At 32.6% G+C, this 22,562-nt stretch carries 13 protein-coding genes and 4 pseudogenes; 10 read left to right on the top strand and 7 right to left on the bottom strand.

Going from position 1 to position 22,562, the window contains the following annotated elements; all coding sequences use genetic code 11:
* The first annotated feature begins 75 nt into the window (after positions 1-75).
* From guaA to HMPREF2801_RS03215, 3 genes are all read left to right on the top strand, one after another.
* Complete coding sequence (guaA, locus tag HMPREF2801_RS03205) at positions 76-1,596, top strand: glutamine-hydrolyzing GMP synthase (protein ID WP_070610522.1); 1,521 nt, start codon at positions 76-78, stop codon at positions 1,594-1,596.
* A gap of 322 nt (positions 1,597-1,918) precedes the next feature.
* Entirely contained in the window at positions 1,919-3,250 is a 1,332-nt protein-coding gene (locus tag HMPREF2801_RS03210) for an RNA-binding domain-containing protein (protein WP_070610523.1), read from the top strand.
* Between the two features lie 433 nt (positions 3,251-3,683).
* Positions 3,684-9,557 (top strand): hypothetical protein, encoded by a 5,874-nt coding sequence (locus HMPREF2801_RS03215; protein ID WP_070610524.1) that lies wholly within the window; start codon positions 3,684-3,686, stop codon positions 9,555-9,557.
* Between the two features lie 377 nt (positions 9,558-9,934).
* On the opposite strand, the pseudogene HMPREF2801_RS03220 reads toward HMPREF2801_RS03215, so the two are convergent.
* From HMPREF2801_RS03220 to HMPREF2801_RS09585, 3 pseudogenes are all read right to left on the bottom strand, one after another.
* Positions 9,935-11,183 (bottom strand): annotated as a pseudogene (locus tag HMPREF2801_RS03220) (IS256 family transposase).
* 98 nt (positions 11,184-11,281) lie between these two features.
* Positions 11,282-11,653: pseudogene (locus HMPREF2801_RS09580) on the bottom strand (hypothetical protein).
* 85 nt (positions 11,654-11,738) lie between these two features.
* Positions 11,739-11,900 (bottom strand): annotated as a pseudogene (locus HMPREF2801_RS09585) (helix-turn-helix domain-containing protein); the annotation flags it as partial.
* A 165-nt stretch (positions 11,901-12,065) separates the two neighbouring features.
* Between HMPREF2801_RS09585 and HMPREF2801_RS03225 the strand changes: the two are divergent.
* Together HMPREF2801_RS03225 and HMPREF2801_RS03230 are read left to right on the top strand one after the other, a co-directional pair.
* Positions 12,066-13,085: a DNA-binding protein gene (locus HMPREF2801_RS03225; protein ID WP_070610525.1), complete on the top strand. Its 1,020-nt coding sequence runs from the start codon at positions 12,066-12,068 to the stop codon at positions 13,083-13,085.
* Between the two features lies 1 nt (position 13,086).
* Positions 13,087-13,524, top strand: coding sequence for a Fic family protein (locus HMPREF2801_RS03230; protein WP_070610526.1), 438 nt, complete (start codon positions 13,087-13,089; stop codon positions 13,522-13,524).
* A gap of 319 nt (positions 13,525-13,843) precedes the next feature.
* Here the strand turns inward: HMPREF2801_RS03230 and tnpA are convergent.
* From tnpA to HMPREF2801_RS03245, 4 genes and pseudogenes are all read right to left on the bottom strand, one after another.
* Positions 13,844-14,299: pseudogene (tnpA, locus tag HMPREF2801_RS03235) on the bottom strand (IS200/IS605 family transposase).
* Between the two features lie 199 nt (positions 14,300-14,498).
* On the bottom strand, positions 14,499-14,723 hold the full coding sequence (locus tag HMPREF2801_RS09385; RefSeq protein ID WP_210394454.1) for a hypothetical protein: 225 nt from the start codon (positions 14,721-14,723) through the stop codon (positions 14,499-14,501).
* The gene (locus HMPREF2801_RS09390; protein WP_210394455.1) at positions 14,683-15,105 is read right to left on the bottom strand and encodes a GNAT family N-acetyltransferase; all 423 of its coding nucleotides are present in this window, start codon (positions 15,103-15,105) and stop codon (positions 14,683-14,685) included. Before HMPREF2801_RS09390 ends, HMPREF2801_RS09385 begins: the two co-directional genes overlap by 41 nt.
* A 190-nt stretch (positions 15,106-15,295) precedes the next feature.
* Positions 15,296-15,775, bottom strand: a complete 480-nt coding sequence (locus HMPREF2801_RS03245; RefSeq protein WP_371327447.1) for a CatA-like O-acetyltransferase, family 2 — start codon at positions 15,773-15,775, stop codon at positions 15,296-15,298.
* A gap of 401 nt (positions 15,776-16,176) precedes the next feature.
* Between HMPREF2801_RS03245 and HMPREF2801_RS03250 the strand changes: the two genes are divergently transcribed.
* The 5 genes from HMPREF2801_RS03250 (at position 16,177) to HMPREF2801_RS03270 (ending at position 22,552) form a co-directional block, all read left to right on the top strand.
* Positions 16,177-17,502 (top strand): aspartate kinase, encoded by a 1,326-nt coding sequence (locus HMPREF2801_RS03250; RefSeq protein ID WP_070610527.1) that lies wholly within the window; start codon positions 16,177-16,179, stop codon positions 17,500-17,502.
* On the top strand, positions 17,489-18,469 hold the full coding sequence (locus tag HMPREF2801_RS03255; RefSeq protein ID WP_070610528.1) for an aspartate-semialdehyde dehydrogenase: 981 nt from the start codon (positions 17,489-17,491) through the stop codon (positions 18,467-18,469). Before HMPREF2801_RS03250 ends, HMPREF2801_RS03255 begins: the two co-directional genes overlap by 14 nt.
* Position 18,470: 1 nt before the next feature.
* Positions 18,471-19,652: a homoserine dehydrogenase gene (locus tag HMPREF2801_RS03260; protein WP_070610529.1), complete on the top strand. Its 1,182-nt coding sequence runs from the start codon at positions 18,471-18,473 to the stop codon at positions 19,650-19,652.
* Entirely contained in the window at positions 19,649-21,943 is a 2,295-nt protein-coding gene (gene thrC / locus HMPREF2801_RS03265) for a threonine synthase (RefSeq protein ID WP_070610530.1), read from the top strand. The genes HMPREF2801_RS03260 and thrC overlap by 4 nt, the downstream gene beginning before the upstream one ends.
* 105 nt (positions 21,944-22,048) lie before the next feature.
* The gene (locus HMPREF2801_RS03270; protein WP_070610531.1) at positions 22,049-22,552 is read left to right on the top strand and encodes an ECF transporter S component; all 504 of its coding nucleotides are present in this window, start codon (positions 22,049-22,051) and stop codon (positions 22,550-22,552) included.
* Positions 22,553-22,562 lie beyond the last annotated feature (10 nt).

Genomic DNA, 22,562 nt, shown 5'->3' on the forward strand with positions numbered 1-22,562 from the left:
TTGAATTTAAAGCTTACTTAGCTATACAAAATAAAAATTTTATTATAAAATGTAGTTAATGACGAGGAGGTTAATATGATATTAGTAGTTGACTTTGGCGGCCAATACAATCAGTTAATAGCAAGAAGAATAAGAGATCTTAACATCTATTGCGAAGTTGTACCATACAACAAGGCCTTAAAAGAATTAGAAAATAGAAATAATGTAGAAGGAATAATATTTACAGGTGGACCAAATTCAGTCTATGAAGAAAGTGCACCAAAAATCGAAAAAGAAATTTTCGACAAAAATATACCAATCCTTGGACTTTGCTACGGCATGCAAATCATGGCTCACGAGCTTGGTGGAGAGGTAGTAAACGCACCAAAGGAAAGAGAATTTGGAAAGACAGAAATAAAAACAGAAGCAGCAGAAATATTTAAAAACCTATCAGAAAAAGAAACAGTTTGGATGAGTCATGTAGATAGAGTAGAAAAAGTGCCAGAAGGCTTTGAAGTAATAGCTCATAGCAAAAACTGCCCTGTAGCAGCCATGGCAAATGAAGAGAAAAAACTTTACGCCCTACAATTTCACCCAGAAGTAAACCATTCAGTTCACGGCAAAGAAATGTTAGAAAACTTTGCAGTAAATATTTGTGGTGCAAAAAAAGACTGGACTATGGAAAATTATGCCAAGAAGGCAATAAAAGAAATAAGAGAAAAAGTTGGAGACGGAAAAGTCCTTCTTGCACTATCAGGTGGAGTTGACTCATCAGTAACAGCAGCCCTTTTATCAAAAGCAGTGGGCGATCACTTAACTTGCATCTTTGTAGACCATGGACTAATGAGAAAAAATGAAGGCGACGAAGTAGAAGAAGCCTTTAAAGATTCAGGCATGCACTTCATAAGAGTTGACGCAGAAAAAAGATTTTTAGAAAAACTTTCTGGCGTGACAGACCCAGAAAGAAAGAGAAAAATAATTGGCGAAGAATTTATAAGAGTCTTTGAAGAAGAAGGACAAAAAATAAAAGCAGTGGACTTCTTGGCACAAGGAACAATTTATCCTGACGTAATCGAATCAGGACTAGGCGACTCAGCAGTAATAAAATCTCACCACAATGTAGGTGGACTACCTGACTTTGTAGACTTCAAAGAAATAATTGAGCCACTAAGAATGTTATTTAAAGACGAAGTTCGTGACCTTGGACGAGAACTTGGCCTTGCAGACTATTTAGTAGATAGACAACCCTTCCCTGGACCAGGACTTGCCATAAGAGTAATGGGCGAAATCACAAAAGAAAAACTAGACATACTTCGTGACGCAGACAAAATCTTTAGAGACGAATTAGAAGCCGCAAAACTAGAAGACATAAACCAATACTTTGCAGTCCTAACAAATAACAGGTCAGTTGGCGTAATGGGCGACTTCAGAACCTACGACTATACCCTTGCCCTTCGTGCAGTGTCAACAACAGACTTTATGACAGCAGACTTCACAAGAATCCCATGGGAAATCTTGGACAGAGTTTCCAATAGAATAGTAAACGAAGTAGACCACATAAATAGAATAGTATATGACATAACATCCAAACCCCCAGCTACCATTGAATGGGAGTAGTAGCAAAAAATAGCGCAGAGCGCGGAGAGCAGTGAAACTGCGATTTTCGGTAGTAGCAAAATTTTCTAAAATGGCTTAATTACAAGCTATAAAGAGAATGAAAAATGGCTACTGGTACTCATATGGTACTGGAAGTAAAAAAGAATAATTAAAATAATAGTTCCAAGTGGTTTACATGAGGACAAAAAATTAGATCATAACTTAAGTGTTATGGTCTTTTTTATTTGATAGATTGTACAATTAAACGCGACAATAAAATGTCGGTTTGAATTCTAGTATTGTCGCAAATATGATATAATAATTATAATTGAGGAGGACTGCAATGAGCCGATATATTGAATCAGAAACAATTGAATTAAAAGAAAAATACACAGATACGATTACAAAGGAAATAGTATCCTTCCTTAATGGTGCAGGAGGATCAATTATTATCGGAGTAAAAGATGATGGTGTTGTAGTTGGTGTTGACAAAGTTGATGAAATTCTTAGAAAAATATCTGATATTATAACAACTAAAATAGAACCGAACCCACAAGACGAAATCAGTTCAGAACTAAAATTTGATGAAGGAAAAACTCTAGTAGTAATTAACATAAATAAAGGGCATCATCATATTTATTGTCAAAAGAAATATGGATTCTCTTCTACTGGTTGCACAATACGAATTGGAACAACCTGTAAAGAGATGACACCTGAACAGATAAAAATTCGATATGAGAAAAAATTTATAGATAATGAATACATGCTTAAGAAAAAATCAAATTCATCAAATTTATCGTTTAGGGAACTTAAGATATATTACTCAGAAAAAAATTATCATTTGGAAGATAAATCTTTTGAAACAAATTTAAATTTAAGGAATGAAGCCGGAGAATATAATTTATTAGCAGAACTATTATCCGATAAAAATAATATTCCATTTATTTTTGTGAAATTTCAAGGAACAAATAAAGCTTCTATATCTGAAAGAAGCGACTATGGTTATGGATGCATATTAACTACTTATGAAAAAATAAAAAACAGATTGCAGGCTGAAAATATATGTATTTCTGATACGACAGTAAGACCAAGAAAAGACACCTATTTATTTGATTTTGACTGTGTAAATGAAGCAATTTTAAATGCTTTAGTTCATAACGATTGGACAATCACTGAACCACAGATTTCAATGTTTAATGATAGACTCGATATATTATCACATGGCGGACTTCCAAGTGGAATGACAAAAGAGCAATTTTTTGATGGAATAAGTAAGCCGAGAAACGCAACATTGATGAGGATATTTCTAAATATGGGACTAACTGAACACACCGGACATGGAATTCCAACCATTGTAGAAAAATATGGGAAGGACGTTTTTGAAATTGAAAGCAACTATATTAGATGCACTATTCCTTTTGAGCAAGAAGTAATTGCTCAAATAGACAATAAAAATGTCGGTTTGAATGTCGGTTTGAATGTCGGTTTGAACAAGACTGAAAAGAGAGTGATAGAACTTTTGATAGAAAATCCAAACTTAACATCAATTGAACTTTCGGAAAAAATAGGCGTAACAAAGAGAACTATCGAAAGAGCATTTAAATCTTTGCAAGAAAAGAAAATGATAGAAAGAATTGGATCAAAGAGGGATGGCAGTTGGATTGTAGTCAGGTAAATAGAATATATTTCTAAATTAAAGTTTATAATAATAATTTGTTTTAGTATATTAAATATTTTACTTTGGAGATAATATTGCCAAGCTCTATATTTATTTGAATATCGAGATTTTTGAATTACTATTTACTTAAAAATAAAATTCCTAATATAAGTTAAGGATTTCATTATGTATATATTACTTTTAATTAAATATAAAATACAGATAAATTTATTATTTAAGAGATTTTTCTAAAGATGTTTAAATTTTATTATTAGAAAAAGTAATAATTAAGATTAGATTAAAAATAAGGCAAGAAAGAATTAAATTATTAAATCATTCTAAATAGAAACATTTTCTATAAATTGATTACTGGAAGGATACTTAATAAAGAATAATTGTGGAAGTTATAAGATAAATATATTAAATGTATAATAAAGAGGTTGCTAAAATTATGGGATATTCAGCGAAAACAAAACCAGGTATGGCGGATCCTTATTGGTATGAATGGTCTGTGGGTCAGAAATATATCGTAGAAATGCTCAATCCAGATAGCCATATTCAATACGTTGAACTTCAGGCAGATGTTCAATTGGGTTTAGATGATGTAGTGATTACATATGATAATGGCAAAACTAAATTTATCCAAGTAAAGCATACTAGAGTTGATGATACGATAACTTTTGGAGACATTGTTTCTACTGGCAAACTTAAAAATGATATTAATTCTAAATGCTCATTATTAGGAGAACTAGCAAGGTCTTGGAACTTGGAAAAAAGCTTACATACAGATTCGGAAGTATATATTTTTACAAATAAAAAAGCAGGAAATAGAGCTTCATTGGCTGAAAAAGGAAAAATTAATAGGCCACCATTGAATATTTTTTTGGAAGAATTACAAGACAAAGTAAGTAAAGCTGAGAGCTTTTCAGATATAGTTTTTTCTGATAATAAGGAAGCTTGGGAAGAATGGTGTAGTGAACTTGAATATATTGAAAAGGATGAAGACAAGCTTACTTTTTTGAAAAATCTACATGTGAAAACAGATCAGGAAAGTTTGGAGGATTTAGGAAATTCAATAAAAAATAAATTGCAGAGATATCTTTCAGTTTCTGAGGAAGTGTCAGATATTTTGCTTGGAAAGCTTGACCATGCTTTGAGAGATTGGACTACATCTAAGCGAAACAGCTCAAAAATAACTATAGAGAAATTATACTCAGCGTTATCTATAGAAGAAGAAGTTATAATTTATAATCATGATCTAATACCAGTTAATCCTTTTTTTGATAGCAGATATGAATTTATATATAATATTGAAATAGATAATATATATGGATATGAAAAAGTTCTTTATTTATCGGGAGTACCAGGAACAGGAAAAACCAATATTATTAGTAAACTTTCCTGTAAAAAAGATAGTTTAGTTGACATTCGTTATTATGCATATGAGCCGATTGATCCCAATAAAGAATATTTACCATCTGACGTTTCTGAAAGAGTAAAAAAAGGGGTATTTTGGGATACATTATTAAACCAATTAAGAAAATTGTTAGCGGGTAATTTATATAAATATAAAGTACCTGTTTCAAATAGTTTTTTAAAATTGGAAGAAAAGAAAAACGAGTTTTTCAGAATTGCCTCTGAATTTGCAAAGGATAGAAATAGGATATTCGTACTTGCGATAGATGGATTAGACCATGCTGCTAGATCTGGTGTAATAGATGAAACATTTTTACCAACATTACCTAATCCAGAATATATTCCAGATAACGTAAAGATTATTATTGCAGGTCAGCCAAAGGAAGACTATAGAAATTATCCGTATTGGTTATACCAAAATCCTCAAAATGTTAAAGAATATGTAGTCCCAAATATTCAACCAAGTGATATTGAAAAGCTTGTTAATGAAAGATGTAATCATTATAATTCAAACAATAAAAAAAACGTATCTAATATAATTTCTAAGTATGCAGGTGGTAATACGTTGGCTGCTATTTTTGCTGTGCACGAGGCGATGAACTGCTCTGATCCGTTGATACTGGAAGAAAGACTTAAGTATAGAAAATTAAGTGGAAATATTCAAGAATATTATAGAACAATATGGGAAGATACAAAAAAGGAAATGCAGATACCTTTTGTTGATTATAAAATGGCTGGGGTATTTGCTTTCTTTAATGAACCTATTAGCGCAAAAAAACTTAGCTCGATTTTTAAAGATGAAGGAATTAGCTATTCTTCATGGAATAATATTCTCAAAGCATTGAGTCCGCTTTTGATAGAAAAAAATAATACATATACTATTCTTCATAATGATATCCGCATTTATTTATCAGGAATTATTGGTATAGATAAAGATCATGTAAGAGAGGTTTATTCGAAGCTTGTAGATTATTATTTTTCTCAAGAAGAAAAGACTATTGGGTTTTACAGAGATGTTATTAGATTTTTAATAGCGTCAGGTAGGACAGAGGAATTTTCAATTATTTATAATCCTGAATATGTAATGAGCGCATATGTTAATGGAATTGATCTGACAGAATTGAATCATATTACGGATGAATTAATGCGTTATGTAATCAACGAAGATTCTCTAGATTGGAATAAATTAAGGAGTGTGACTCTTGGATATTTAACTATTGAACAAATTCGAAAAAGTTTGTACGAGATAGAAGATATCTCTTTTCGTAAAAGCATAAGGGCTATGAACGTTCATAAATATGAATGTTATATTACATCGGTAGATAAATGGACATCCAAAATTATATTAGATGTACTTCAATTGATTAATGATTTATATGAAAACGGCGAAGAATATCGTGGAATAACTCTATTTTTGAATTGGTTTAATCATGTTAATTTTTCGGAAATTCAAAAAATAATAAATGATGGAAACAAAGATCTTCGAGGGAGTGATGGTAGAAATATATCTGAATTACTAAGTAAAGCTTGTGTTAATACAGAACATTTTGAAATTCTAGATGGTATTTCTGAACTTGAAGCTGACAATTTTCTAATAAATACCGTTGAACATGTTATAGGTGAAATTATTGAAAATCTTCACGCAGAAAAGTTAGAAAAGGCATTCGATTCTCTTGATTTGATTTTAATAGATCCTCTTGTAGTTGGAATAAAAAAACTAATTGAGCAAAATCGTTATGAGGATCTGAAAATTTTAAAAAAGTCGATTCAAAAACGAAAAATCTCTAACTCCATGAGTATGATGATATTCTATTTTTTAAAAATTGTGACAGGAGATGTTGATTGGAACGATAATAAAGATGGTGTTGTTTGGGATGAAATTGAATCAGTAGAGATGCCGGATGATAATATTGAAAACTTAATGACCTACTACACTATTTATGCTATTGTAGCATCATATTTACAAAATAAAACTCGCTCAACGATTGCTCAAGAAATCACTAATAAATATATTGAAGCTCATAATCACATGAAACCAGATTATTTTTTGTTATATTTTAATGCTGCTGCGTATTTGGGAAAATGGCTTAAAGAGAAAAATAATAAAAGACAGTTAAATGAACCAGTTAATGATCTTAAACTTATCATAAGTAATTTATATTGTAAAAATTGGAGTATTAATGAAATTGATTTTGAAACACCTTATCTTCGAGCATATCTTCTGAATGCATATATAATTCTTTTAGAAGACGAGAGTATTCAAATTCAAAATATTATAAAAAATTCTTTAGAAAAAGTCTTCGTGGATAATCCTGTGAATCAATTATTTGCTCCTGGCATGCTATATTATAGAAACGATTTTAAAAGAATGCAACTATGGATTGATGAATGGTTAGCTGATAATGGAAGAGTTTGGTCAGAACCTATTGGTTATAGGAACAGAATAGTAAATAAATTTTTAGAAGCGAAAGAAAAATATGATAAATACAATAATCTTAATCTTAGAGGTGCTGTGGATAAAATTAGATGGTCTGTTATCGGATTTGCATCACATAAGGAATACTGTGTAGACTATTTGTTGAACTGGTATACCAATCTCGTTGATAGATTTCCTGAATATATTTGTAATTATGCTGAAATTGTTAAAAATATTTCTGATAAAATTGAGATACTTGGAGATAATAGGATAGAATATGCACTAAATACTAAAATCTATTCTGATTTGGGTAGCGAAGGAACTTTTCGTATTCAAAATATGTTGAAAAATAGAAGAGTATTTTCTCAATGTATTTCTAATCCATCATATATAATTGATATGTTGATTGGTTACCTTAAAGATAGAAAAATTGATAAAGAACAACTTTTAATAATTTGGTCTGTAGGAATAGGATTATTAGATTGGCGAAATGAAGTTGATCATGATTCTATTTCTTCATTGCAAAATTCAATTGAAATATGTTCGACAAAAAATGGAATCATTGATATCAAAAAGGATTTGTCAAAACTTGGACCTGCATATATTGATTTGTTTTCAGATCCAGTAAAACATATTATACCAGATAGATGGTGTGATAATGAAAATAGTGTTAAAGAATTTGAAAATGCAGAAGAGATATTGACATCATATATTACAAAAAGTGATGAAAATTTACCAGAATATTCTAATGTTATTAAGGCGATAAAGTTTCTTTATACTGATAATAAGTTAACTGAAACTCAAATTAATAGAGTGCTTGCTGTTGAGCTAAGCAAAGACAATTATGGCATTAATCAAAATAGTGTCTTAGAATTTATATTTGGTATTGCAAAAGATAATGATATAGATGATTTCTTAAGACAATACATTAGAAAGGCTATTGATAATAATAGATTCTATCCATATTTAGATCTGCCATATATTATTGGTTGGAGGCTTAAACATAAGGAAGGATATTATATTGTTGACTCTTTAGAAGCGTTAATTTCTACATTCAATTGTTGGATTACAGCATCAAATCATATAGAAGGACCCGAATTAGAAGATGGATATGATTATTCTAGATATACCAATTTTGAAAAAGAAGATATGCTTACTAATTTGTTTAAGATTCTTATGTTATTGATTACATCTGATGATGCCGATGCTGCGAGAGTTGCAATTGGAGGAATAACAGCATTTTTGAGAGTTAATATTAGTTATATTCATAAAATAGAAGAATATTGGCATAGATTACATTATCAAGCGAAAGAATGGTTCATTATGGTGTATGAATTCGTATATGAATTGTGCCCAGAACATAGAGAAAAGATTTATGGATATTTAGTTATTCACTCGAAAGATGATGATTTTAATGTAGCACTATACTCAAAGCTACTCTGTGAGAATATTAATCCTAACTATTCAAAAGAATATTGTGTAGAAAAAAAAGACTACTTTTCATCTATCCCAAATAATGGAAAAAAACTATTAATAAGAACGCCTAGAAATAGCCATTGGATTAATGGAAGCAATTGTGTGTTGGAGCAAATATCGTTAATGAAAGAGCGTTTATTAATTGATTTTACGGATTTAGAAAGACGTACGGCTGATTATTTTGATAATGTAGAAGTTCAGAGTTTGTTGCCACTTTTTAGAAGAAAAAATGGAGGATGTAGAGTTGTATGTGATAAAGTGAATTTAGCTTTTTTTCGTGTATTATATAAGGATTGGTACTACGGGAGGTGGAAAGGTATGGATGCTGAATTGGCTAGAATTCTACTTTCTGCGTCGGAACCATTTACTTTGTTACTTTCACCTTATAGGTGGAAATGGAATGAGTGTAAGTTATTTGACAATCCTGATAATATGATTTCTTTATCAAGAACAGAAAGAAATTCTAGAATAGAACAAGTATTTAATACGGGAATAAATTCTGATTATATTGTATTAGCAGGTGCTATTGAGGACTATACATATAAAAAGCAAATTTTTGGTTATATTTTAGGATATTTAGATGTGCCAGAAATAAATGAACAACAGGTGATTCAAGCAGTTGAAAGAAATGCGCGTTTATTTTTAAAGAAGAGAAGAGACTATATTGAATATCAAAGCCCAAATGTAACAATGCATCAGAATGGAATTGAGAGTTTTAAGCAAAGTAACATTATGTGTGGATTTAGTAAATTCATACTTTCGGCATTAGGATGGAAAACAAGATTTGGGTTACAAGGCTTAGAAATAGTTAATTTAAATGATGAAATAGTAGGAAAACTAGAGTGTTTTTATGGATTTAAAACGGATATAACTAATAGATACTCTTCAAATCAACCTTATTTACAGAGGTGGATAGTAAAAAGAAAAAAATTGAATGAAGCTCTTGAAGAATCTAAATGTCCATTTCAGGTAAGAACAATAATTGGCTCTTTGGTGACTAGCTTAGAAGAATTATGAATGATAAACAAAATTTTATAAATTAGTTTAATTATATGCTCTAATGAAAATGTAAAATAAATGTTGGAGTGGAGTTGAAAATAAGGTAGTGTGAAAAGTTTTGTGTATCAGTCCTCCTGATAGGATGTGGCCGATATTTTTTATTGAAAAATATCTTAAAACTAAATATATACAAAAATCCACTTTTATGAATCTTTGTAAGCTAATTTTGGCACAAGAAAATTAAAAGGTCAAGATTTATCTTGAAAGCTACCTTTTCTGCCTAATTGCTTTTTTAAAATTTGAGAATTTTTGTCAAGGGTTGGTCGTAAGACCAAGGCGTAGCCTTTACCCTTGACGGGAATTCTCAAATTTTTTATTATTTTTGTGACAGAAAATTAGATTCTGCCTTCAAAGTATATTGTTAGCTGAGATAATATTTGATCCCATCCACGGATTCTTGGCGTCCACTTGCTTGATGCATCTACCATTGCAAGGTATAAGCTTTTTTGTAGTGCATAGTCATTTGGAAATATAGCCTTGTTTTTTGTAACTTTTCTTAGTTGCCTAGCCTATTAAAGTTTTCCATAGCATTTGTTGTGTATATTAGTTTTCGGATACCTTCTGGGTATTTGAAATATGCGGATAGTTCTGCCCGGTTGTTCCTCCATGAGCTTACACACATTGGATATTTTTTGATTCATTTTTCTTCAATGCTATCTAAATTAGTTAGGGCAAGTTCTTCTGTTGGTGCTTTGTAGACTGTTTTTAAGTCTTTCATTAATTCTTTTATGTCTTTCATTAATTCTTTTATGTCTTTATATGATACATATTTTATTGAATTTCTTATTTGGTGTATTATGCATTTTTGCTTGTGCCCTTTGGGTGTATTTCTGATTTTAGTTAGACTGCTTCTATTGCTTGACTAAATCCTGGTAGGTTATCTGTTGAGAATATGAGTACATCTTCTAGTCCTCTTTCTTTTAATTGATTTAAGACTAAAAGCCAGTATTTGCTTGATTCATTTTCGCCGACCCAGTGTCTGCCCTTTGGGTACATTCCTAGTATTTCTTTAAATCCTTCTAAATTGTATCCTAAGGCTACATAGACTGCTTTTTTTACTACTATATTGTTTTCTCTTACATGGTAGTGAATAGCATCTAAGAATACCATGGGGTATAGTCGTTCTAGTGGTCTGTTTTGCCATTCTTCTATGGTTGGTAGTATTTTATTTGTTATTTTACTTACCATTGATTCTGATATGCCGAAACCATAGATATCCTTGATATGACTTGAGATATCTCTTGTTGTCATACCTTTTGCATACATTGATATTATCTGTTTTTCTATGTTTGATATGTCTTTTTCGCTTGTGCCCTATGGGTGTATTTCTTTAATACCTGTGGTTCAAAAGATCCTTCTCTATCTCTTGGTATGGCAAGGTCTATGTTTCCGTATGATGATTTGACTGTTTTCTTACTTGAACCATTTCTAGTATTTAGCGATAGTGGTTTTTTCTCCGTATTCATAGTCTAAATGCTCATCTAGTTCTGACTTAAGCATTTGCTCCATTGTATCTCCTAAAAGATCTTTTAAAGCCTCTTGTAAATCTTGTACTGTTTCTGGTTGATACTCTTCGATTAACATTTTTGATATTTTGTTAAGTCTTGTTTCTGGTCTTTTTCTTGCCATAAAAATTCCTCCTGATTATTATTATCTTATCAGTAGGAATTCCTATACACAAACTATTTAACAGTCTCACCTGTTCTAATGCATTCTTTACAAAATTGGCGTTTTGCATCATTTGCGGCTTTGCTCAATGGTTGAAAATCGGATAATTTTTGATCTTCATTTCGCATGACTCGATCTTCATTTTTCATACCATTTTTATGGTCTACCTATGGATTTGAGGTCCCTAATATTACACAACGCTGACTTTGGATTTTCCTTTTTATATCTGCTCTGATATATTGTGAATAATCACCATTATTGAACCCTACAGTTCTTATTGCGTCAGTTCTATTTCCTGGAGTACGAGTTTTATCTCTTTCAACAATGTACTTTCTTCCAAATGGTCCCTCATCTCTTGACCATCCAGCACCGTTTAAGAGTTGCAGGCCTTGGTATTATCACACAAATTCATCAACAGATACCCGTCTACTGAAACCATTCTCGTCTACTCCAGCTAATTCTTCAAATAATTCAATTTTTGTTTTCTTTTTTGGCATTTTTTTCTTCCTCCAAAAACAATTTATAAGCTTCAATTCCAAGTGCATCGACGATACGCTGTATATTTTCTAGCGAAATACTGCGACGGTAACATTCGATGGCACTTATATAGGTGCGGTGCATACCGCACTTTTCGGCGAATGCTTCTTAAGATATTCCCATAGCCGTACGATATTTTTTTAGGTTGTCACCAAATACTTTTATAATATCCATAGTTGCAATCCTTCATATTTTATAGTATTATCAAAATAAATACAAAAAGTCTACATACAATAAGTAACCGGATAGGAGAGATAAAATATGTCGAAAGATTTAACAACCTCCAGAATTGATAGACAAAATATATTGAATAACGAATTAGCTGTTGCTGAAATTCAAAGAACGTCAAAAATCGATTGTATATTATTTGAAGATAAATTATATTTGACAAAAGAAATGGTATCAGATTTCTTTGAGGTTGATACAAGAACAATTGAACGATATATTTCATCTTTTTCTGATGAATTAAAGCAAAACGGATATGAGGTTCTTAAAGGTAAAAAACTCAAAGCTTTTTTAAATGCTTTTCAAGAACATTTTGGTGCCGACATTTATGTCGGTACCAAAATCACAGTGCTTGGTGTATTTGATTTTAGATCATTTTTGAATGTAGCGATGTTGCTTTCCGAAAGTGAAAATGCTAGAATATTACGCCAGTTGATGTTAGATATTGTTATTGACTTAATAAATCAAAAAACTGGTGGCGGAACAAAATATATTAACCAGCGTGACAAAGACTTTATAGGTGCATATTTACAAGAAGAAAATTATAGACGTGAATTTACCGATGCTCTTAGAGATTATGTTGATATGGGAAATGCAAAGTATGCTATCTTTACAGATATGATATATCAAAGCATTTTTAAAGAAAAATCTCGTGAATATCGTGAAATTTTAAAACTGCAAAAAAAGGAACGGGTAAGAGACACTCTGTATTCAGAAGTTTTAGATCTCGTGGCTTCTTATGAGTGCGGTCTTGCTGCTATGATTAAAGAACAATCAGAAGCAGTTGGTCATAAACTTAACAACTGGGAAGTTCAAAACATATTTCACGATTTTGAAATGTTGCCACATTGGAAGCCCCTGATATTTAGAGCAAGAACAAAAATGTCTAGCCGAGATTTAGCCTTGAGAGACGCTTTTCATAAACAGCTTGACGAATATATTAAGCCTTTGGACCGAGAAGAATATGAAAGGTTTTTAGGAGTAGAAGGTGATCAAATAGAAAAACTCATGCAAGAAAATCAAGATGTTTTAAAACGCTTAAAGGAGCGTGAGTAGTATGGCAGATTTATGTTATATTACTCTTGATGAAGCTATAGAAATTCATAAGCTTACAGTACAGCACAGTGGCGGAGGTGCGTTAGAACACTTTGATTTAGGCAGATTAGACAGTGTGTTGCAAAATATTCAAAACGATGATTATTATCCGAGTTTTGTCGATAAAATAACGCATCTGTTTTTCTGTGCGTGTGAATTTCATTGTTTCGAAGACGGAAACAAACGAATCGCTATTACATTATCAGCTCAATTTCTATTGAAGAATGGCTATTTGTCTGTGGCACAATCTTTTCTGAAAGAAATGGAAAACATCAGTTATCATGTTGCTGCCGGCAAAATTGATAAAGACTTATTGTACGAAATAATGGAGTCAATTTTAAAAGGCAGCTTCGAAAGTGATGAATCGTTAAAATTGAAAATAATCCACGCTATTATGTAGTAGCTATAATAGCGTTTTCGTGGCAACGAAATGGCAACAAAAAATCGGATAGCGTATGCTTTACCGATAATTCAAATAATATAGATACTCTTTGTTAAATCTTATAAACAAAAGTGTTTAAGATTGATTTACAGGGAGCGAATGGGAATAAAGGATTATAGCTTATAAATAGCTTAATTAAGCCAATCTAAAATCTAAGTGTAGCATTAATAAAAATCCACCGGCGTAGCCGGTGGTTTTGCTTATGCGGTCCAAAGGACCTTTATTACTAGCTGCGCCTCAAGGGCGCCTGTGGTTTACCACTTGCAATTTTTACTTGCTATCCACTGAAGGGGTCTGTATTATCCATTGTTATCTGACCACTTAATTCATCTTCTTTAAGTTGATTTTGTATATATTCTTTTATTGCTTTTGTATTCTTGCCTGCTGTGTCTACATAATATCCTCTACACCAGAATTGTCTTCCTCTATATTTGTATTTTAGACTTCCCCATTTTTCATATATCATTATGCTGCTTTTTCCTTTTAAAAATCCCATAAAACTTGATATGCTCTATTTTGGAGGTATCTCTAGTAACTTGTGCACATAATCTGGACATACTTCTGCTTCTATTATGTTTACTTCTTTCCAACTGCATAGTTCCCTTAAAATTGCTCCTATCTCTAATCTTTTACTTCCATAAAATACTTTTCTTCTGTATTTTGGTGCAAATACTATATGATATTTACAATTCCATTTTGTGTGTGATAAACTATGCGTATGATTTAAATTCATAAAAAAACCTCCTGTTATTTTGTGTTTTGGTAAACCACAAATTTATTTTTTTAACACGGAGGTCTTTTTTTTATTTGTCTTTCATCGCTAAAGCTAAATTGAACCCCCGTTCCAACCGGGGGTATTCTAATTACAATAATGGTTCAAGAAACTAATCTTGAACCATTAAAAACTTTATTTTAAATTTAAGAAAACTCTTTTAATCAAAATTTTCTTTATTAGAAAAAGATTTTTCATATTCAGTAAAATCCTTTGGATTTTCTTCTGCTATAAAGTAAATCTTAGGTGTTTTGTATTCCCCACTTATATTATCTAAATAGTTTTCTTCAAGTTCTTTACATAAAAAGAAATCTGCCTTTGTGCCTTCTGGTAAGCCGTGATATCTAATTCTTTTTAAATATGCATAAATGACCGTAAAAATCAATATTCCCTTCAAAAAACAAAGCCTTACATCCATATTCTTTTGCTTTTTCGATTGAATAATCCAAAAGCATTTTACCATATCCTAATCTTTTATACTCATTTGCAATGCAGATTGGACCCATTGTCATAATAGGAAGTTTTGAGCCATCGTCTAAGTCAATGTGAGACTTTACAAAAACATTTTGTCCTATAATTTTTCCATTTTTTTCCATGACAAAGTCTAGTTCAGAAATAAAATTTGGATCTTCTCTTAATTTCTTCAAGACGAAATGTTCTGTGCATCCAGGTCTATATACATTCCAAAAACTTTTTCTAACAAGTTCTTCAACTTCTCTATAATCTTCTTCTTTTTCTAACCTTATTATAATATCTTTTTTATTCACTATTTTACTCCTTAAATATTTTTTCATTTCATTAATTTAGGAAGCACTTTATTATTTGTAACCTCCTAAATATCCCACAATATCCAATAAATTATACTTAATCAAACAACATTCTCCTTTTTAATATTTAATAGGTTATTAACCTAATTTAATCTAAATAAAAAATAATCAAAAATTATTTTTTTATTATCTACTTTAAATTGTTTACTTCTTTTTGTAAATTTTCTAAAAATTTTCCAGCGTGAGATCCATCCATTTGAGCGTGATGAAATTGAAAAGAAATCGGTAAATAATATTTAAACCTTTTCTTCTTGTATTTGCCCCAAATTATAAATGGATTATTATAAATGCCACTATTCATTCCAAGGGCACCATCAAGCTCGGTTTCTAAAATTGCTGATGTACCAATTATCATACTATCTTTTGATAAATCTATATCCTCACAATTATCTCTAACTTTCGAAGTAAAGTTTTCATAATTTTTACTAAATTTTTCTAAATTATCTAGATATAAAATATCACAAGAATTAATTTCACCATCTTTGTTTTTAATTATAGTATTGACTGCAATAGTATCAAACTCAATAAGCTTATCTCCCACTGGTAAAAAATAAAACTCCTTAATATCAAAAGCTGCTTTTCCAATGCAATAGTTTAAAGCATATTTAATTTCATATTTTTCTTATTGCTAATTTTAACCAAATTACTTATATCAATATTCTTAAAAAAAGTAACCCTTAGATTCGGTGCTTTTATCCAAAGTTTAAAAGCCTTTTCTCTTTTACTTCCTTTAATTTGTACTTCTCTTGCAAAATATATCTCATTTGTTTATAAATAATAATTTCTCTGTTCAAAAATTCTAATCTCATTTTATCATACTCTTCTTTCTTCATTTTTTAATTTTTGTTGCTATTACTTTTATTGACCTCCCTTCTTTCATTGACAACTTAGCTAAATAATTGTATAATCGTAAAAATTACTTTTTAATTTTTTCTGTTTTTTTGTACTAAACATGAATTTTTTAAACATAGTTTTTTGCTTACTTATTTTATTTGAAAAAAGGAGAAAAAGATGAAAGTTGCAAAATTTGGTGGCAGTTCTCTTGCCGATGCTGTTCAACTAAAAAAGGTTAAGGAAATTATCATGGAGGACCCTGACAGATCCTGTGTCGTTGTGTCTGCGCCCGGCAAAGGCATAAGCAACAATCACAAGGTTACTGACCTTCTAGCAATGTGCCACGAGCTAAGTGCGCACGATTTGAATTTTAACGAAGTTTACAAGATCATCGAGAATGTTTTTATTAATATTGTTGATGATCTTGTTTTGGATATTGACATCAATAAAATTTTAGCTGATGTGAAAAATGAAATTACTAAGGGTACAAGCTATGACTTCGTCATCAGTCGTGGCGAATTTATCAGCGCTCAAGTCCTTGCTAATTATATTGGCTATGATTTTGTGGATGCAAGGGACTTAATTGTTTTTAATGAAGGAACTTTAGATCTAGACAAGTCCTGTGAAAATATTAGAAATATTTTGACTAAGTACGACAAGGCTGTTGTGCCTGGTTTTTATGGCTTAGATGAGTTTGGCAAGGTCCACACTTTTTCTAGGGGCGGTTCTGATGTCACTGGCTCTGTCATTGCCTCTGCCTTAGATGCAGAAATGTACGAAAACTTTACTGATGTCAGTGGCTTTTTAGTTGCCGACCCAAAAATCGTAAGGGACTCCACTCCCATTGGCACTATTACTTATAAGGAACTTCGCGAGCTTTCCTACATGGGCGCAAAGGTCCTTCACGAGGAGGCTATCTTCCCTCTTCGCGACAAAAATATTCCTATAAATATAAAAAATACTAATGCTCCTCACGAGGAAGGCACTTTGATTTTGTCTAAATGTGCTTATAAAAATAAAAATATTGTGACGGGCATATCTGGCAAAAAAGATTTCACTGTTATTAATCTTGAAAAGGTAAATATGAACACTGAAAAGGACTTTTTCAGGAAGCTAACTACTGTCTTTGAATCTAACGATCTTTCCATTGAGCACATGCCATCAAGCATTGATTCTGTATCTGTCATTGTTTCTGATTCGCAAATTGCTCCAAAGTTAAACAAGGTCATGGAAGAGCTAAAAATCTATTTGAATGTGGACAGTATTAGTTGGGAGCGTGACATATCCCTTATTGCAGTTGTTGGCCGAGGCATGATAAATGAAAAGGGCGTGTCTTCAAGGACCTTTACTGCTCTTGCCCGAGCTGGCGTAAATATTAAGATGATAAGCCAAGGTTCCAGCGAAATTAATATTATTATTGGCGTTGAAACTAAGGATTTTGAAAGGGCTATTGAAGCTATTTATAGAGAGTTTTACAAGGAGGAAAAAGATGAAGAAAATTAATGTGGCAGTTGTTGGTGCAACTGGTCTTGTTGGAAGTATGATGTTAAAGGTTTTGAGCGAGGAAAATTTCCCCATTGACAATTTGTACTTGTTTAGCTCAAAAAAATCTGCAGGAAAAATTATTAATTACTGCGGCAAGGACTACACTGTTGAAGAGTTAAAGGAAGACTCCTTTGATGGTAGAGATATAAAAATTGCCCTCTTCTCTGCTGGAGGTTCTGTCAGCGAAAAGTTTGCTCCTATTGCCGCAAAGGCTGGCGTAACTGTTGTGGACAATTCCTCTGCCTTTAGAATGGACCCAGAAGTTCCCCTAGTTGTTCCAGAAATCAACCCTGAGGACATTAAAATGAACAAGGGAATTATTGCCAACCCAAATTGTTCAACTATTCAGTCAGTCCTCCCTCTTAAGCCAATTCATGACAAGTACAAGATTAAGAGAGTTATCTACTCAACTTATCAATCTGTATCTGGCTCTGGCATCAAGGGGATTTCTGACCTTGAAGAGGGAACAAATCTTGCTTACAAGTATCCAATTGTAAATAACTGTATTCCACAAATCGATGTTTTCTTGGACAATGGCTACACAAAGGAAGAGATGAAGATGATTAACGAAACTAAAAAAATTCTTCACGACCACTCCCTACTTGTGACAGCTACAACTGTGCGTGTTCCTGTAAAAAATTCTCACAGCATTTCTATAAATGTTGAAGTGGAAAAACCCTTTGAAATTGAAGATGTGAAAAAAATCATAGCTGATTATCCTGGCATGATTTTAAAGGACGATCCAGCCAATGAAATTTACCCAATGCCACTCATGTCAGCTGACAAAAACGAAGTTTATGTTGGAAGAATTAGAAGAGACTTCACTGTTGAAAATGGCATCAACCTTTGGTCCTGTGCCGACAACATTAGAAAGGGCGCTGCAACTAATGCTGTGCAAATAGCAAAGAAACTCCTGGAGGTTTGATTTGAAAATTGCAATAATGGGCTTTGGCACTGTGGGAACAGGCCTCGAAGAAATTTTGTACAAAAAGAAAAAAGATTTACTGAAAAATAATTTTGACATAAAAATAGAAAGAGTTTTAATAAAAAATAAAAATAAAGAGAGAAATCCTCACGACAAGACTTTGATCTTCACAGATAATTTTGACGAAATTTTATCTTCTCCAGTGGACACAGTTATTGATGTTACATCAAACTTAGAGGAAACTTATGGGAGAATTGTAAAGCTCATGAAATCTGGCAAAAATATTGTCACTGCCAACAAGGCTGTGGTCTCAAAATATTTTGAAGACTTAAATGCCCTTGCCAGAGAAAATAAAGTTTACTTTGCCTATGAGGCTGCTGTTGCAGGTGCCATTCCCATAATTCATCCCCTCATGGAGGAAGTTTTCTTTAACGACATCTATGAAATTTCTGGTATTTTAAATGGAACTTCAAATTATATCCTCTCAAAAATGGAAAGAGAGGGCTCTTCCTATGACGAGGTTTTAAAAGAGGCGCAAGAGCTTGGCTATGCAGAGTCTGACCCATCTGCCGATGTAGGTGGACTTGATGCCATGAGAAAAATTAGGATCCTCTCCTCCCTAGCTTACAGGGCAAAAATTAGCGAAGATGAAATTTTTACCTTTGGCATAGATAAGGTGAAAAAATCTGATTTTGACTTTGCCAAAGATTTGGGCTGCTCCATAATACTTCTTGGCAAGTCCTCTTTAAGTGCTGGCAAGATAAATATTTCTGTTATGCCAAGATTTTTGAGAGATGATTTTTTTGCAAATACCTTTGATGGAACCAATGCCATAAAAGTTCAAGGTGAAAATTTTAAATCCTATGAACTAAAGGGACCTGGCGCAGGAAAGCTTGAGACAGCTGATGCAATTATGCGTGACCTTCTTAGAATCCTTGCCAAAAGAGAAATAAAAACTTTTTACCAGGCAGAAAATTCCTACCCAGTGGAAAATAATTTAGAAAAAAAATATTACTTGAGATGCCAAAAAGTTTCTGACGACCTAAAAAATTTAATCTCATCAGAAAAAATCGTGGGAGAAGACCACCACATTATTACTAAAAAAATTGAGCTCAAGAAATTTACTCATGCAATAGATGGCTTAGAAGGCATTTTCATTGCAGAAATAGAGGAGGAAATATGAAGTTTTTATCAACTAGAAATTCCAACTTAAAAATATCAGCCAGAGAAGCAATTGTAAAGGGAATCTCTGATGACGGCGGACTTTTTGTGCCAGAATCCTTCCCAAAATTTGACATAAGTAAAAATTTAAATCTCAAATACACTGACCTTGCCCACAAAATTCTATCCCTATACTTGACGGACTTTGACAGCGAGGAACTTTTAAAGCTAATAGAAAAATCCTACGGCACTTTTGAAGATGAAATTGCAAAAGTAACTTGTAAAAAAGATTTTTACCTAGAGCTTTATCACGGAAGGACAGCTGCCTTTAAGGACTTTGCTTTATGCCTTCTTCCCAACCTCTTGTCCTATGCCAAAAAATCTCTTGGCATAGAGGAAAAGACTTTGATTCTCACTGCAACTTCTGGGGACACAGGTAAGGCTGCCCTGGAAGGATTTTACAACACAGAAAATATAGACATCTTAGTCCTATATCCAACAGAGGGAGTTTCTGCCATTCAAAAAAGACAAATGGACTCCACAGACTCACTGAACTCAAAGGTTATTTCCATTGACGGAAATTTTGACGACGCCCAGTCTGCTGTGAAAAAAATTTTTAATGATGCCGACATAAAAGAGAAATTAAAAGAAAAAAATATTTACCTTTCCTCTGCAAATTCAATAAATATTGGCAGGCTCTTGCCACAAATTGTCTATTATTTTTATGCCTATGCTGATTTAGTAAGGGCAGAAAAAATTTCCTGCGGCGACAAAATTTCTTTCTGCGTGCCAACGGGAAATTTCGGCGACATCTTGGCTGGCTACTACGCAAAAAAAATGGGCCTTCCAATAGATAAGCTGGTCATTGCATCTAATTCAAATAATGTTTTAACAGACTTCTTCAAGACTGGAAGCTACGATGCCAATAGAGAGCTGAAAAAAACTATTTCGCCTTCCATGGACATCTTGGTTTCAAGCAATTTGGAAAGACTAATCTACCACAAGTCATCTGATAAAGTAGTAAAAGAAAAAATGAAAGAGCTTGCTGAAAATCATGCCTTTGAATTTAAAAATGACTTCAGTGATTTTTTGTGGGGCTATGCCAGTGAAGATGAAACAAAAGCTACTATTGCCAAGACTTTTAGGGAAGAAAAATATTTAATCGACCCCCACACAGCTGTGGCAAAGCACATAGTAGATGAGCTTTCCTTAAAAAATACAGTGATTCTTTCTACTGCCAGTCCCTACAAATTTTCTTCATCAGTCCTATCTGCCCTTGGCGAAAAATTTTCACTTGATGAATTTGAAAATATAGACGCCCTTTATGAGATCTCTGGCTTAAAAATTCCTTCTGAAATAAAAAAATTGAAGGACAAAAAAATTATTCACAAGACAAAAATAAATAAGGACCTAATAGATGAAGAGGTCCTAAAGTTTGCCAGCCGTGGCAAGAGAATTTCTGTGCCTGCCACATCTGCCAACCTTGGACCTGGCTTTGACACTCTGGGACTTGCCTTAAACTTATATAACACTTGTGAATTTAAAATAAGTGAAGACAGGGAAACTTTTGAAGAAAATTTAAAAAATAATTTGATTTATGAGGCCTACGTCAAAAGCTTTGAGGTCTGTGGCGAGAAAATTGTCCCTGTAGAATTTGACCTGGCTTCAGATATACCAATGTCTCGTGGACTTGGCTCTTCTGCAGCCTGCGTAATCATGGGCATAATGGCTGCCTTTGATGTCATGAAAAAAGATTTAGACAAAAAAGAATTTCTAAAAATTGCAACAGACATGGAGGGACATCCCGACAATGTTTCACCAGCAATTTTGGGCGGAGGGACAGCAGCAATTTGTGATAAGGGTCAAGTTTTTGTAGAAAAATTTAATGTTTCTGACAAGATAAAATTTTTGGCGCTAATACCAGACTTTAAACTCAGCACAAAGCTTGCTCGCCAAGCACTGCCTGAGACTTACACTAAAGATGATGCAGTCTTTAACATCTCTCGCCTATCACTTTTGATCTTGTCACTGATTTCTGGCGACGAGGAAAATATAAAAGTTGCCCTAGAAGATAAAATCCACCAGCCTTACAGGTTTAAACTCATACCAGAGATTGACCAAATAGAAAAAATCCTAGACAAAAGCCCTGCCCTTGGTCACTATCTAAGTGGTGCCGGCTCCACTCTTATGATTTTATTGGACTCCAGTGACATTAAATCTCAGGAATTCATAAAAAACAAAGTGAAAAAATTAAAGGGCGATTACAAGGTCTTGCCTCTTGAAATCGACAAGACTGGCGCCTTTATTATTTAAAAAGTAAAAAATATTTTACAAAAGGTCGCATTGTCGACCTTTTTTTACTTTATTTGTGACATAAATCGTGCTATTATAAAATTAAGAAAATAAAAAGGAGCAATCATGAAAAATTTTAAAGTAAAAGACTTAGTTATCACATCACTTTTTATCGCACTTGTCTATGTATTTACATGGATTGTAAAAATTCAGCTGCCCTTTGCACCTAATGGAGGACTCATCCACCTTGGCAATGTTCCCTTCTTCTTGGCTGCAATATTTTTTGACAAAAGAGTTGGCATGACAGCAGGCGCTCTCGGCATGGGACTCTTTGATCTTACAAGTGGCTGGGTTTTGTGGTCTCCTATGACAGTTATATCAGCACTCATCATGGGTTACATACTTAACAAATTTAATTACAAGCACTTAAAGTTGAAAAACTTGCTGCTTTCCTTTGTTCTAGTTGCCCTAGTAAAGGTTGTGGTTTATTACATTGGAGAAGTTTTTATACTTTCATCTTTTGTAACACCACTGGCATCAATACCAGGCAACATAATTCAAATTGCAGTTTCATCTGTAATTGTACTTGTAGTATTAAAGCCAATGGAAAAAGTTTTTAAAAATATTTAAGCACGAAAAA

Origin of the sequence: Peptoniphilus sp. HMSC062D09, assembly GCF_001811425.1 — a bacterium.
Taxonomy (GTDB): Bacteria; Bacillota; Clostridia; order Tissierellales; family Peptoniphilaceae; genus Peptoniphilus_A.